The sequence below is a fragment of the Pseudoalteromonas sp. SR41-1 genome (genome assembly GCF_014164015.1).
Lineage (GTDB): Bacteria > Pseudomonadota > Gammaproteobacteria > Enterobacterales > Alteromonadaceae > Pseudoalteromonas > Pseudoalteromonas distincta.
In genome coordinates this window covers 272,395-285,810 of record NZ_JACJEK010000001.1, presented here as the reverse complement: position 1 = coordinate 285,810, position 13,416 = coordinate 272,395, and the positions used below count along the sequence as shown (strand labels likewise).

Below are 13,416 nucleotides of genomic sequence, written 5' to 3'. Positions count from 1 at the left end.
CGCCCCTTCTGTGCTATTTAGCTAGTAGCTTGATGATCCATCTGCAGATAGTGAATGCTTCTCGGTGCCTGTAAGTGGCGGATTAAATATTGAAACCAAAATAAGATCCTCCTCTTGATCAGCTCTTAAAAAGTGTTTGTCGTGTTGATCTAAAACATAGATTGCACCTTCAGTAATTTTATGAATATTACCTTTCATGTCTTCAATTTCTCCTTGTCCAGCAATGCAATAACATGCTTCTAGATGATTTTTATATTCAAGTACAGACTCAGATCCTTTATTAACTTTTGTGTGGCAAACTGTGAACCCCATACCATCTTTTTCAGTTAGAAGACGATGGCTAGTTCCATTTCCCCAATGAACAAAAAAATCAGTATTTTCAATATCTTTGAGTTCTCTAATAAACATTTTTCTTACTCCGTTAATGTGACTATTTAATTTCCTTCAGGTTAAACATCTGTTAAGTTACTAACAAGTCAGAAAAAATCCTTCCATTGTTAGAAAAACTAACATTTAAAATTGAGGTTCTAAAATGAGACTACCACTTACTGCTATTTACTATTTTGACTCTGTGGCTAGAAATCTCAGTTATACAAGGGCTGCAAAGGAGTTATGTATAACTCATTCGGCAGTTATTGCGCAGGTGAAAAAATTAGAAGATTGGTTGGAAGTTGCCTTAGTTAAAAGAAAAAATAACACACTTGTTTTAACCGAAAAAGGACTGTGGTTAGCTTCTTCACTTGATAAGTCAATGGTGAATATTCGAAATTCAATTTCTACTGTAAGGCAAAATAATACGATAACAATTAAAACAATACCGTCTTTAGCATCGGACTTCCTATTACCTCACTTAAGTGATTTAAAAAGTGCTTTTCCAGCTATTAATTTCAATATCAATTATGTTGGCTATGAAGAAACCTTTGTTGATTTAGTATTAGATTTTTGTGATAGAGGGCTTGAAGAAGGTGAAGAGCTATTATTTTATGGTAAAACAATCCCCGTTTGTGGTGAGGGATATAAAAAGTTAATTGGTGAATTTAGTATTAAAAAAGCAAATAAATATGAATACCTTCACGACAGTGATTCACAAGCATGGAGAAAGTGGTTTAATATTTATACAGAACAGTCTCACGATTTAGCATATTCAGATAAAGGTTCTATTTTTGGTGATTTTAATTTAATGCGAACAGCAGCAATTAATAATAGTGGAATAGCTCTTTGTCCTAAGAGCTTGATAAAAAATGACCTAAAGTCGAATAAGTTAATTCAGTTATCTGATAAATGTGGCAACTTAGAGAGAAAATACTTTATTAAGGCGGTAAACCCTGACAACCCAAGGATAGATAAGGTAAAAGAATTTCTAATCAAGCTCGCCTTAACTAATGAATATGCGTATAAAAATAATTAATGGTTATTTTAAGCAGGCTGTACGCTAAGTTTAGCAGCACAGCCCTTATTTGTTAAAACTACTTTGCGAATACTAAGCTAAATTCTGCCTAACTACTTTTTATACGGATGGGTTTTAAGCCAGTGCTCGGCTATTTGCTCACGTGTGGCAAACCAAACCTGATCATGCGAGCGAGCATATTCTAAAAACCGTGCTAATGCTTTTATTCTTCCTGGTCTGCCAATTAGGCGGCAATGCAAACCTATCGACATCATCTTTGGGGCGTTTTCACCTTGTGGGTCGCCTTCCTCGTATAGTGTATCGAATGCATCTTTTAAGTAATTATAAAACTGATCCCCCGCATTAAAACCCTGCACGGCAGCAAAGCGCATGTCGTTTACATCAAGCGTGTATGGCACTATTAACTGTGGTTTACCTTCTTTAATACTGTAAAAAGGTAGGTCGTCGCTGTAATCGTCGGCATCATATAAAAAATTACCATTTTCAACTACAAGTGCTGCTGTATTTGGGCTAGTTCGGCCGGTATACCAGCCTTTGGGCTTTTTACCGGTAAGCGTTTGAATGATCTCAATGGCTTGTTGCATATGCTCGCGCTCGGTTTGCTTATCTATATTTTGATAATTAATCCAGCGCAGGCCATGGCTTGCAATTTCGTGGCCTGCTTCAACAAAGGCTTTAGCTACATCGGGGTGGCGCTCAAGGGCCATCGCCACTGCAAAAATGGTGACCGGTATATCGTATTTTTTAAAGAGTTTAAGTAAACGCCATACACCTGCTCGCGAGCCATATTCGTAAATAGATTCCATGCTTATATGGCGGTCTTCTACATGCGGGGCACTGACTATTTCAGATAAAAATGTTTCGGCTGCTGCATCACCATGCAATACACAGTTTTCGCCGCCTTCTTCGTAATTTAATACTACTTGCACGGCAATACGTGCTTTATTGGGCCAATTTGCATGGGGTACATCTGGACCATAACCAATTAAATCGCGCGGGTAGTTTTTAAATTGCTCGCTCATTTTATTGCTCCTTTTTAAGTGCTGTGAGCCAAGACCCGAGCGTTTCGCGCTCTACATCAGTCATTTGGGTCATATTAGCCAGTGGCATATCTTTGGTTATAACCGCGCGGGTATGAATAAGCGTGCTGGATTTTTTTACATCACTAATAGAGTCGAGTTTAAAGCCTAGCGGCGCGGTTTGAAAAAGCTCAGAGGTGGGTGTTTCGCTGTGACACTGTGTACAGTGCTTGCTAATTATATCCCACGCTTGTGCGTCGGTAATACTTGTTTGTAAAGGCGCGCTTTCGCCTGCATTTGTTGGTGTACTGGGCCAAGGGGCTATGGCGAGCATAAGAGCAAAAAAAGCTGCAATACCGCTTACAAGTACTGAGGGTTTATTAATACCTTGATGTTTTAAGTTAAAATAATGGCGTATCCACATACCAATACCAAACAGCGCAATTAAAATAAGCCAGCCAAAGTTGTGGCTGTAGGTATAAGGAAAGTGGTTGCTCAGCATTATAAATACCACAGGTAACGTGGCGTAGTTATTATGAATAGAACACAGCTTTGCCTTTAAACCTGGCGCTGAATCAGGGATTCTACCGGCTTCTACTTCACTTACCATATAGCGTTGCCCTGGCATAATAATGTGATACACATTGCCAACCATACAAGTACCAATAAGTGCACCTACATGAATATACACAGCGCGGTCGCTAAATAATTGATCAACCCCAAAAGTCCACAGAGCTAATAAACCAATAACTACAGCAATAAACACTTTGCCGTTTTCGACCAGTGAGGTTTTACACAATAAACGATAAACACCATAACCTAAGCCAATAAAACCAAGGGATGCGCCAATAGCTGCAAATTTACTTAGCTCACTTTTACTGTTATCAATTAAATACACATCGGCGCCAACATAATAAAGTAAGCTAAATAGTAATATACCGGTGATCCACGTTGTGTAGGCTTCCCACTTAAACCAGTGCAAAGTATGCGGCATTTGTTCAGGGCCATTTTGATACTTAGCCACTTCGTAAAAGCCACCACCATGCACGGCCCATAAATCGCCTTTTATGCCTTTATCTATTTTCCACTGCGGTGGTGTTTGTAGGTTGTTATCAAGCCATGCAAAATAAAATGAAGCGCCAATCCATGCTATACCAGCAATAACATGAAAATAACGCAGTACTAAATGAGCAAGCTCAAATAAATAGTTTTCCATAACGGTTAAGCCTCTTCTAATACCGGTGAGCGGGTGTCTGAAAATTGATTGTTATCATCGCGCTTATACACACTTTTACCCATGATGTAGGTTTGCTCAACGCAGCGGTCGTCGCCTAACATCATCATTGCAAATAATTTTTCATGCAGGGTTTTGGCATGCTGTATTCTAAATTTTAAAAATGGGGTTGCTGAACAATCCATTACAATAAAATCGGCTTCACAACCGGCTTCAAAATTACCAATTGTCCCTTCTAAATCGAGCGTTCTAGCACCGCCGAGTGTTGCTAAATACAACCCTTTAAATGCTGAAAACTTTTGACCTTGTAATTGCTGAATTTTGTACGCTTCGTTACCTGTTTGTAGCATAGAAAAGCTTGTTCCCGCGCCTACATCGGTACCCATGCCTACGTTTATGCCGTGCTCTTCACAGGCTTTTAAATTTAAAAGTCCTGATCCTAAAAATAGGTTTGAGGTAGGGCAGTGCGATATTGCCGCATTGTTATCTGCAAGGCAGCATAGCTCGCGCTCAGATAAATGAATACTATGGGCAAATACTGAGCGTTTACGTACCATATTTGCTTGCTCGTACACGCCTAAGTAATCTTCGGCTTCTGGAAATAGTCCTTTTACCCATTCGCACTCGTCTTTGTTTTCAGATAAGTGTGTATGCAGGTAGGTGTCTGGGTATTCTTCAAGCAACTGAGTACATTTTTGAAGTTGCTCAGGGGTTGATGTGGGGGCAAAACGCGGTGTAACTGCGTAGCTTAACCTATCAATATTGTGCCATTTTTCGATGAGGGCTTTAGATTCGTCATAACTTGTTTGCGCGCAATCAGATAAGTCGTCAGGGCAGTTACGGTCCATCATTACTTTACCGGCAATCATGCGTAAATTGCGTTTTTGTGATTCTTTAAAAAACGCATCAACCGATTGCGGATGCACTGTGCCAAATACAAGGGCAGTGGTTGTGCCATTGCGCAGCAGCTCGTCTAAAAAGCGATTAGAGATCTCTTTTGAATAATGCTTACATGTAAACTTTTTTTCGGTTGGGAAGGCGTATTCGGTGAGCCAACTTAGCAGTTGCTCGCCATACGCACCCACCATTTCGGTTTGTGGTAAGTGTATATGGGTGTCAATCATACCAGGCATAACGAGTTTGCCATCGTGGCGGATAACACGCGCTGATTTATCAATTGTAGGCAGTATGTCTTGCTCATAGCCAAGTTTAACTACCTTGCCGTGCTTGATAACTAATGCGCCCTTTTCAAAAAAACGATGGGCGTTTTCGCCAGAAATGGCAGGGTCGTCAACAAAGTCGAGTATATCGGCACAAACTACTGTTAAGTTATTATTGTTTTGTGTGCTCATTATTAGCTACCTCTGTATGTAGAGTAGCCAAACGGGCTAAGCAACAATGGGATATGATGATGTTTAGTATCTTGTAATCTAAACGTTATTTGTGCCTCTGGGTAAAACGCAGGGGTAGGTTGGTTTTGGTAATAACTATCTAAATCAAATACTAGCTTATAAGTTGCAAATTCTACTTCTGTATTTAGCCAGTCGGTAATACGCCCATCGGAATCTGTTTTGCCTTGGGTTAGTTGTACCCATTCGTTATTTGTAAGTTTAAATAGCTTAACAGCAACGTTTGCTGCTGGTTTTCCGGTGCTGGTATCAAGTATATGGGTGGTTATAGGGCTTTTGCTCATAGCAGTGACTCCAATCTTATTTTTGTTATTTTGGCTTGTTCGCCCGCGGCTATATTTAGCTCTGTACTGCGGGTGTTGTGTATGCGCTGCTCTATGAGTTCGAGCATTTGTTCGGCCGTTTTACCGGTGGCGCACACAATAAAAATAAAGCCAAACTTGTTCAGGTACTCTTTATTGAGGGCAATCATTTTGGTAAGTACGGCTTCGTTTGCTTTGCTCATACCCGATTGCTCATGCCCCGCTTTTTGTGCGGTAGCAGCGTATTTTTTGCTAAGGGTTGATAAGTCGCCTATTTGCGGGTGGCCTTCAAAGGCAGCTAAATAGTCGCTTTCGCCAAGGTTATCCCATGTGCTTTGTGCGCATTCAAACAGCTGCTGAGCACTTTTAAATGGCATTGCTTTTACCATGCCCGCCACCCAGCTAGGGGCCGCGCAGCAATGCTCAAGTGCTTGTTTTACTTGTGCATCATTTAGCGTATTTATTTGTAAACTACTCATGCGTTTACTTCCTCTTGCGTGGTGCTAATTAAGGCATTTTTTAGTGTGCGCCATTGCAAGCCTTGGCGTTTTGGCTCTTGGTTTTGCATAGCCTGATAAAGGCCAATTAGCTGTCCACTAATCGAAATAGCCACTTCCATTGGTAATTTGCCCGAAATGTTATTAAGCCCAACAGGGCAGGTCATTTGCTGTATTTGAACGGCTGTAAAATCGCGATGTGCTAGGCGCTGCTTAAAGCGTTTGGCTTTAGTGTCAGAGCCAATTACACCAAGCCAATTGGCATCGGCGCGTTTAATAATGGCTTGGGTGAGTGCAAAGTCGAGCTGGTGGTTATGGGTTAATATTAAGTAATTGTTAGCTTTAGGCGCACGTTTTACTTGCTCTGTTGGTTCTTCATCAACCACTTTTACTACGTTATTTGGAATAGCCTGTGGGAATACATCGGCGCGGCTATCTATCCAGCGTATGCGCATAGGTAGTTGTGCCAATATACCAATAAGCGCCTGTGCTACGTGGCCTGCGCCATAAATGTCTAAGGTAAAGCGCTCGCATTGCATGCATTCAAGCATAACGGTGGCAGCCCCGCCGCAGCACTGGCCTAAATTTGCACCTAGGTTAAATTGCTCAATTACTTGGGCGGCTTCGCCTTTGGAAAGTAGTTCGCGGGCTTTTTCTATTACTACGTACTCAAGATGGCCACCGCCAAGGGTGTCGTAAATATGCTCGCCGCTTATTACCATTTTAGAGCCTGTGCCGCGTGGGGTTGAGCCATTGGTGCCAAGTACCGTGGCAATTACATAGTTAGTGCCGCTTTGTTCGTGCTCGTTTATAGCCTGCGCCCAATTTTGCGTATGAAAACCCTGAAACGACTCATTTAAATTAGTCATGTTGATGCTCCTTAAACCAGCTAGCGGTTTGCTCAATTGCACTCAATACTCGCTCTGGGGTTGCGGGTGTATCCAATGGGGCGGTGTATTTATAATCAGCCACACTGCTTATGGCATTACGAATCGCGCTCCATACACTAAAGGCCAGCATAAATGGCGGCTCGCCTACGGCTTTTGATCTAAACACGGTGGTTTCTGGATTTGCTGAGTTATAAAGATTGACGTTAAATTCGGCAGGTGTATCGCCAATGGCTGGTATTTTGTAGTTGGCTGGGCCAAAGCTTGCAAGCTGGCCTTTATCATTCCATTGTAAGTCTTCGGTTGTTAGCCAGCCCATACCCTGCACAAAGGCGCCTTCAATTTGGCCTATATCAAGAGCTGGATTAATTGAACTGCCTACATCGTGCAGTATATCAACGCGAGTTACCGTGTTTTCGCCAGTTAGGGTATCTACTTCTACTTCGCTGAGTGCTACGCCGTGAGCGTAGTAAAAAAACGGACGGCCTTCGCCTTTGGCTCTATCGTAATGAATTTTTGGTGTGGCGTAATAACCGGTAGATGAAAGCGATATACGATTCATGTAAGCAAGATTTGCAAGTTCGCTAAAGCTAATTTCCCCTTTACTAAAAGTAATGAGGTTATCTTTAAATACAACAGTGTTGCTGTCTACTTCAAAGTGCTCGGTAATAAAATCAATTAAGCGCTCTTTTATTGTGTTTACTGCATTTAGCGCCGCCATGCCGTTTAAGTCGGTACCGCTTGAGGCAGCTGTTGGCGAGGTGTTTGGCACTTTGTCGGTACGCGTAGCACTAATACTTACCGCGTTAAAATCGACCCCAAAGCCGTGGGCCACAATTTGCGCAATTTTGGTGTTTAGTCCTTGGCCCATTTCGGTGCCGCCGTGGTTTAAATGTATAGAGCCATCGCTATATACATGTACTAATGCACCAGCTTGATTTAAGTGTTGTACCGTAAACGAAATACCGTATTTAACCGGCGTCATTGCAAGGCCTTTTTTGATAATAGGTGACGATACGTTAAAGGCTTTAATGGCCTCTTTACGTGCCCAGTAGTCACCCGACTGCTCAAGCTGAGCAATCATATCTATTAAAATATGTTGCTCTACGGTTTGATGGTACGGCGTGGTGTCGCGGCCTTTTTTGTATAAATTAAGTTTTCGGATCTCAAGCGGATCTTTACCTAATTTGGCGGCTATATCGTCCATTATTAGCTCGCCCATAATCATGCCTTGCGGGCCACCAAATCCTCTAAATGCGGTATGGCTTACGGTATTTACTTTACAGCGATTACCCTTAATTGTGGCGGCTGGGTAGTAGTAGGCGTTATCGACATGAAACATGGCGCGGTCTACAATTGCATCTGATAAATCAGGCGAGTAGCCACAAAATCCGTTTACGGTAATGTCGGCACCTTCTATTAAACCATTTTCGTCAAAACCAACATGATAGTGATTATAAAACGGGTGGCGCTTACCGGTTAATTTAAAATCGTCGCTACGGGCTAGGCGCATTTTTACTGCGCAGCCAAGATGGTAAACCGCAAGAGCTGCAAGGCATGCCCATGGTGCGCCTTGGGTTTCTTTGCCGCCAAAAGCACCGCCCATACGGCGGGTTTCTACGTTTACAAAGCTAAATGGCTTTTTTAAAATTTTAGCAACTAAGTGCTGCACCTCAGTAGGGTGTTGCGTAGAACACTGAACATGAATGCCCCCGTCGTTATCAGGTTGCGCCAGCGCTATTTGGCCTTCTAAATAAAAGTGTTCTTGCCCGCCTATGTTTATTTCGCCTTTAAGCTGGTGGGTTGCGTTATTAATGGCGTTTTCGCTGTTACCACGGTTAAGTGAATGGGGCGGCCTTACCCAATGCTCTTTGCTAATGGCTTTTTTAATATCAAGTATTGGAGTAGTTTGCTCGCACTCTATAACCACCAAGCGTGCAGCGCGGCGCGCTATTTCATATGTGTCGGCAACAACAATTAATACAGGTTGCCCGTGGTATTGAATTTCATGGCTGGTCAGCAGTACATCACCAGGAAATACCGGGCCAATATCTAATTTACCCGGAACATCTTCGGCCGATAAAATACGTTTAACGCCTTCAACTGCCAGTGCGAGACTGGTATCTATTGATTTAATAAAGCCGCTTGTAACAGGGGCGAGCACTGGGTAGGCATGCAGGCAACCGTAAGGCTCAGGGTTATCGTCGGCAAAATTTGCACTGCCACAAACTTGTTTAATAGCGCTTTCGTGATATTTAGATTGCCCAACGCTACCACCTTGCGCTTTTAGTTTATCCATTTCAAAGTGACGCATGTGAGATCCTCGTAATGGCAATGTTGTTATTGTTGCGTGCTTGTGGCTCACAAAACTCAATACCAATGCGTTGTAATAAGTTTTTGCTTACCGTGGTGCGGTAATGCGCACTGCTTCTTACATCGCTCATGGGCGTAAAGTCATCGTTAATAGCCGTTGCTGCGTCTATAAAACTACTTACTTGTAATGATTGAGATATCAGCTTTTGCTCAATATGATGTGCGCGCTTAGGAATAGCAGCCATACCGCCCATAGCGCAGCGGGCTTGAGTAATCATGTTTTTTGAATGCTCTATAGCAAGCACCAAACAAACGGTAGATATATCGTCTTCAAAGCGTTTTGATATTTTATGACATGCCAGTTTTAGCGACTCTGGGCGCTTTGGAATGGTGAACTTACTAATTACTTCATCGCTTTTAAGAGCTGTTTTTTTGTAATCAATAAAGTAGTCAGCAACTTTAATAGTACGCGTACCAGCGCTGCTTAATAAATCCATTGATGCATTCAGAGCGATTAAAAGAGGAGCTGGATCGCCAATAGGAGAGGCATTCCCTATGCTGCCACCAAGCGTGCCGCTGTTACGTACTTGGCTTGATCCTAAGCGTTCAAATAGCTCTTTTGACTCTGGGTAATGGTTATAAAATACTTCAACAAATTGGCTATAAGGTAGTGCTGCACCAATGTGTAACTCACCGTTATTATCTGCCAAGGTGCAAAACTCCTTTACTTGGCTAAGGGAGATAATTACATCTGGTAAGAGCATGTTTTGGCTAAGCTCAATGGCAAAGTCGGTGCCACCAGCAACTAAATGTGCATAAGGATAAAGCGCTTTTAGCTCAACAAGTTGCTGGGCAGTTTGTGGTAAGTAAAATTTACGAGGACCATTTTTTAAAAATGGAATATCGTCATCATATTGCGTATTAAGTGATGCTTTAAATTGAGCGGCCATTGCTGAGTACGGTTCAGCTTTACGCTCATAGCTATAGGCTTTTTCGGCTGCAAGTAATATAGGGCTATAACCTGTACAACGGCATAAGTTACCACCAAGTGCATGAATAACCGCTTTTTTACCAGGGTACGTTGGCTCATTAATATAAAGAGCCAACAAACTCATTATTATACCGGGCGTGCAAAAACCACATTGCGAACCATGGCACTCTACCAGTGCACGTTGTACGGGATGTAAATCGGTTAAGTTTGGGTATAAGCCAGTAGTCACAGCCTCTACCGTTACTATATGTTTTGCATGCGCATTACCTAATAACAATAAACAGCTGTTCATTGTTTTGTATTGCCAACTAGTTTGCCCGTTTGCATTTATACGCTCTTCACCCACTAAAATTGTGCACGCACCACAGTCGCCAGTTGCACACCCTTCTTTGGTGCCCACTTTCCCTTTTTTGGTGCGTAGCCAGTCCAAAATGGTGAGACTTGGCGAACATTCTTGTACTTCAATTGGCGTGTTATTTAATAAAAATTGAATCACACAGACCCCCTTAATTTTTATAAAGCCCTGATACATAAAGGCTTGGCGTATGTTTTTTCTTGTTGTTTGCGCACGGGTAAGAAAAATACTTTTTCATCTTGGTAAGTATATTGCAGTTACCATGCCATTGTTGACCGGTTGGTCAGTTGATGTTTTGAGTAGGCTAAATTGCTCATTAAGTACAAATAGGCCCTAATAATGAATAATAAATACCGCCTTACTATGCAGGGAATGACAAAGCAGTATCCCGGATGTATAGCCAATAATGACGTAACCTTAAAAATTAAGCATGGTGAAGTGCATGCTTTATTAGGTGAAAACGGTGCAGGTAAAAGCACATTAATGAAAATGCTTTATGGTGTGATTAAACCTGACCAAGGGGACATGTTTTTCAACGGCCGTATAATGAATATAAAAGAGCCTGCTGATGCGCGTGATTTAGGCATTGGAATGGTGTTTCAGCATTTTTCGTTATTTGAAACACTTACGGTCGCCCAAAATATTGAACTAGCGTTAGGTGATTTAGCAGGGCATAGCAGCACGCTTGCGGGTCGAATTACGAAAACATCAACACGTTATGGTATGCCATTAGACCCCCATAGACTGGTATCAACACTTTCAACTGGCGAGCGCCAACGAGTAGAAATTGTTAGATGCTTATTATTAGATATTCAGTTACTTATTTTAGACGAACCCACTTCAGTACTGACTCCACAAGAAGTCGATGCATTATTTAAAACCCTAAAGTCACTTAAAAAAGAAGGCTGCTCTGTGCTGTTTATCAGCCATAAACTGCACGAAGTGATTGAGCTATGTGACAGTGCGACCATTTTGAGAGGCGGGAAAGTAAGCGGGCATTGTATTCCTAAAAACGAAACTAGTGAGTCAATTGCTAGGCTGATGGTAGGCGACAACACGCCAATTAGTAACCAAACTCGCAGAGCTTTGGGTACTGCGGATTTTTTAACCGTTAATAATCTAACCACCGCCGCACAAGCATTATTTGAAACACCCCTTAAAAACATTAACTTTGCAGTACAGCAAGGCGAAATAGTGGGGATTGCGGGTGTTGCAGGCAACGGACAAGAAGAGTTATTAAAAGTGCTTTCGGGGGAACAAATTCAAGCTAGTAGTAGCGCCATTAAATTTAAAAATACCGTAGTTGATGCACTGTGCCCGCTAAAAAGGCGCCGCCTTGGGCTTGCATGTGTGCCAGAGGATAGGCTTGGGCGAGGAGCCGTGCCCACTATGGATTTGGCACAAAATGCATTGCTTACTAGTTTTGATAGTGGACTAGTTAAAAATGGCTTTTTAGTAAAACAAAAAATTACTGAGCTTGCTAATAAAATCATTACAAAATACAAGGTTAAAACGCCAAGTTTTCGCACTCATGCAGCTAGCCTTTCAGGTGGTAATTTACAAAAATTTATTATTGGTCGCGAGGTAGAGCAAAGTCCAAAACTACTCGTTATGTCGCACCCTACTTGGGGTGTAGATATAGGTGCACAGGTGGCGATACATGAAGCTATTTTAAAGCTTCGCGACGAAGGGTGTGCGGTACTCGTTATTTCAGAAGATTTAGACGAACTTTATAAAATTTGCGACCGCATTGGCGCAATTTGTGATGGCAAACTGTCTCCTATTTTAAATACCGATACCGTACCGCTTGTGCAGTTAGGGCAGTGGATGGCTGGCGACTTTAGCGATGTTTTTAAGAACCAGCCTAAAGTACACACACCACAAGGGGCACTCGTATGATTAAGTTAGAACCACGTGTTGAACGCTCACCAGCGTGGAGCTATCTCTCTCCTGTTTTAGCTATTTTACTCACATTAATAACCGGTTACGTGGTGTTTGCCTTATTAGGGCATGATCCTTTAAATGCCCTGTATACATTGCTTATAGCACCTGTTGCCGATTGGTATGGTGTAACAGAGCTACTTGTAATGACCATTCCTATTTTGCTATGCGCCTATGGCTTAGCGCTTTGTTATAGAGCATCGGTTTGGAATATAGGCGCAGAAGGGCAACTGCTTATTGGTGGTGTATGTGCAAGTGCTGTAGCCGTTAACTTTGTTGACTCAACAAGTGCTTTTGCAATGCCACTTACATTATTCGCTGGTATTGCTGGTGGCATGTTGTGGGCGGGGCTTGCTGCTTTTATGAAGCTGCGTTTAAACACCAATGAAATTTTAGTCACCATAATGCTCAACTACATAGCAGTAAATGTATTGCTGTGGGCTGTTCATGGGCCACTCAAAGATCCTCACGGTTATAACTTTCCTGAAAGTGCATTGTTTGGCGATAGCACGTTATTGCCTGTTTTATTCGAAGGTACTCGATTGCACTTAGGCCTGGCGTTTGCGTTATTAGCGCTATGCGCCACATGGGTTTTTATTAGTAAAACCTTTATAGGCTTTCAAATACAAGTACTTGGGCTTGATGCATCCGCGGCCAAAATGGCGGGTTACAAGCGAGCATTATTAATTGCCGGAGTGCTAGTTATTAGCGGGGGCTTGGCGGGGCTTGCTGGAGCGGGCGAAGTAGCAGGGCCTATTGGGCAGCTGGTTCCGCAAATATCACCCGGTTATGGCTATGCCGCCATTATTGTTGCTTTTTTAGGGCGACTCCACCCAGTAGGAATTACGTTTGCGGGTTTATTAATGGGGCTTATTTATATGGGAGGTGAGCTTGCGCAAATTAACATGGGATTACCTAACGCTATAACCGGTATTTTTCAGGGGTTAATGCTGTTTTATTTACTCTCGTGCGATGTGCTTATTACTTATCGCCTTAAATTTTCGCTGCCATTTAAACAACAAAAAGCGCAGCCAATACATATTGCACAGGAGTCTTAAAT

The 13,416-nt window shown here is 42.3% G+C and carries 12 protein-coding genes; 3 read left to right on the top strand and 9 right to left on the bottom strand.

The annotated features are described in order from the left end of the window. Window positions 1-21: 21 nt before the first annotated feature. Window positions 22-408 carry an ectoine synthase gene (locus tag H5118_RS01220; protein ID WP_182747466.1) on the bottom strand — a complete coding sequence of 129 codons (387 nt, stop codon included), beginning with the start codon at window positions 406-408 and terminating at the stop codon, window positions 22-24. Between the two features lie 124 nt (window positions 409-532). Here H5118_RS01220 and H5118_RS01215 point away from each other — a divergent pair, with 124 nt between their 5' ends. Further along, window positions 533-1,408 (top strand): LysR family transcriptional regulator, encoded by an 876-nt coding sequence (locus tag H5118_RS01215; RefSeq protein WP_182747464.1) that lies wholly within the window; start codon window positions 533-535, stop codon window positions 1,406-1,408. Window positions 1,409-1,500: 92 nt separating this feature from the next. On the opposite strand, the gene puuE is transcribed toward H5118_RS01215, so the two are convergent. The 8 genes from puuE to xdhA are packed head-to-tail and all read right to left on the bottom strand — an operon-like array spanning window position 1,501 to window position 10,556. Then, window positions 1,501-2,430 carry an allantoinase PuuE gene (gene puuE, locus H5118_RS01210; protein WP_182747462.1) on the bottom strand — a complete coding sequence of 310 codons (930 nt, stop codon included), beginning with the start codon at window positions 2,428-2,430 and terminating at the stop codon, window positions 1,501-1,503. A 1-nt stretch (window position 2,431) separates the two neighbouring features. Further along, window positions 2,432-3,643 carry a urate hydroxylase PuuD gene (locus H5118_RS01205; protein ID WP_182747460.1) on the bottom strand — a complete coding sequence of 404 codons (1,212 nt, stop codon included), beginning with the start codon at window positions 3,641-3,643 and terminating at the stop codon, window positions 2,432-2,434. A 5-nt stretch (window positions 3,644-3,648) separates the two neighbouring features. After that, on the bottom strand, window positions 3,649-5,013 hold the full coding sequence (gene guaD / locus H5118_RS01200) for a guanine deaminase (protein WP_182747458.1): 1,365 nt from the start codon (window positions 5,011-5,013) through the stop codon (window positions 3,649-3,651). Window positions 5,014-5,015: 2 nt separating this feature from the next. Next, window positions 5,016-5,354, bottom strand: coding sequence for a hydroxyisourate hydrolase (uraH, locus tag H5118_RS01195; RefSeq protein ID WP_024595278.1), 339 nt, complete (start codon window positions 5,352-5,354; stop codon window positions 5,016-5,018). After that, window positions 5,351-5,851, bottom strand: a complete 501-nt coding sequence (uraD, locus tag H5118_RS01190; RefSeq protein ID WP_182747456.1) for a 2-oxo-4-hydroxy-4-carboxy-5-ureidoimidazoline decarboxylase — start codon at window positions 5,849-5,851, stop codon at window positions 5,351-5,353. The genes uraH and uraD overlap by 4 nt, the downstream gene beginning before the upstream one ends. Continuing rightward, window positions 5,848-6,738 (bottom strand): xanthine dehydrogenase accessory protein XdhC, encoded by an 891-nt coding sequence (xdhC, locus tag H5118_RS01185; protein WP_182747454.1) that lies wholly within the window; start codon window positions 6,736-6,738, stop codon window positions 5,848-5,850. Before xdhC ends, uraD begins: the two co-directional genes overlap by 4 nt. After that, window positions 6,731-9,070 carry a xanthine dehydrogenase molybdopterin binding subunit gene (gene xdhB, locus H5118_RS01180; RefSeq protein WP_182747452.1) on the bottom strand — a complete coding sequence of 780 codons (2,340 nt, stop codon included), beginning with the start codon at window positions 9,068-9,070 and terminating at the stop codon, window positions 6,731-6,733. Before xdhB ends, xdhC begins: the two co-directional genes overlap by 8 nt. Then, on the bottom strand, window positions 9,057-10,556 hold the full coding sequence (gene xdhA / locus H5118_RS01175; RefSeq protein WP_182692493.1) for a xanthine dehydrogenase small subunit: 1,500 nt from the start codon (window positions 10,554-10,556) through the stop codon (window positions 9,057-9,059). Before xdhA ends, xdhB begins: the two co-directional genes overlap by 14 nt. A gap of 198 nt (window positions 10,557-10,754) precedes the next feature. On the opposite strand from xdhA, the gene H5118_RS01170 reads away from it, so the two are divergent. After that, window positions 10,755-12,314: an ABC transporter ATP-binding protein gene (locus H5118_RS01170; protein ID WP_182747450.1), complete on the top strand. Its 1,560-nt coding sequence runs from the start codon at window positions 10,755-10,757 to the stop codon at window positions 12,312-12,314. Then, window positions 12,311-13,414: an ABC transporter permease gene (locus H5118_RS01165; protein ID WP_182747448.1), complete on the top strand. Its 1,104-nt coding sequence runs from the start codon at window positions 12,311-12,313 to the stop codon at window positions 13,412-13,414. Before H5118_RS01170 ends, H5118_RS01165 begins: the two co-directional genes overlap by 4 nt. The last annotated feature ends 2 nt before the right edge of the window (window positions 13,415-13,416 follow it).

What these genes read in the sequence shown, in the direction of transcription:
- H5118_RS01165 (WP_182747448.1), top strand. Translation starts at nt 12,311, where the DNA reads ATGATTAAGTTAGAACCACGTGTTGAACGCTCACCAGCGTGGAGCTAT.
- xdhC (WP_182747454.1), bottom strand. Translation starts at nt 6,738, where the DNA reads ATGACTAATTTAAATGAGTCGTTTCAGGGTTTTCATACGCAAAATTGG.
- H5118_RS01215 (WP_182747464.1), top strand. Translation starts at nt 533, where the DNA reads ATGAGACTACCACTTACTGCTATTTACTATTTTGACTCTGTGGCTAGA.
- H5118_RS01220 (WP_182747466.1), bottom strand. Translation starts at nt 408, where the DNA reads ATGTTTATTAGAGAACTCAAAGATATTGAAAATACTGATTTTTTTGTT.
- uraH (WP_024595278.1), bottom strand. Translation starts at nt 5,354, where the DNA reads ATGAGCAAAAGCCCTATAACCACCCATATACTTGATACCAGCACCGGA.
- H5118_RS01170 (WP_182747450.1), top strand. Translation starts at nt 10,755, where the DNA reads ATGAATAATAAATACCGCCTTACTATGCAGGGAATGACAAAGCAGTAT.
- guaD (WP_182747458.1), bottom strand. Translation starts at nt 5,013, where the DNA reads ATGAGCACACAAAACAATAATAACTTAACAGTAGTTTGTGCCGATATA.
- xdhB (WP_182747452.1), bottom strand. Translation starts at nt 9,070, where the DNA reads ATGCGTCACTTTGAAATGGATAAACTAAAAGCGCAAGGTGGTAGCGTT.
- uraD (WP_182747456.1), bottom strand. Translation starts at nt 5,851, where the DNA reads ATGAGTAGTTTACAAATAAATACGCTAAATGATGCACAAGTAAAACAA.
- puuE (WP_182747462.1), bottom strand. Translation starts at nt 2,430, where the DNA reads ATGAGCGAGCAATTTAAAAACTACCCGCGCGATTTAATTGGTTATGGT.
- H5118_RS01205 (WP_182747460.1), bottom strand. Translation starts at nt 3,643, where the DNA reads ATGGAAAACTATTTATTTGAGCTTGCTCATTTAGTACTGCGTTATTTT.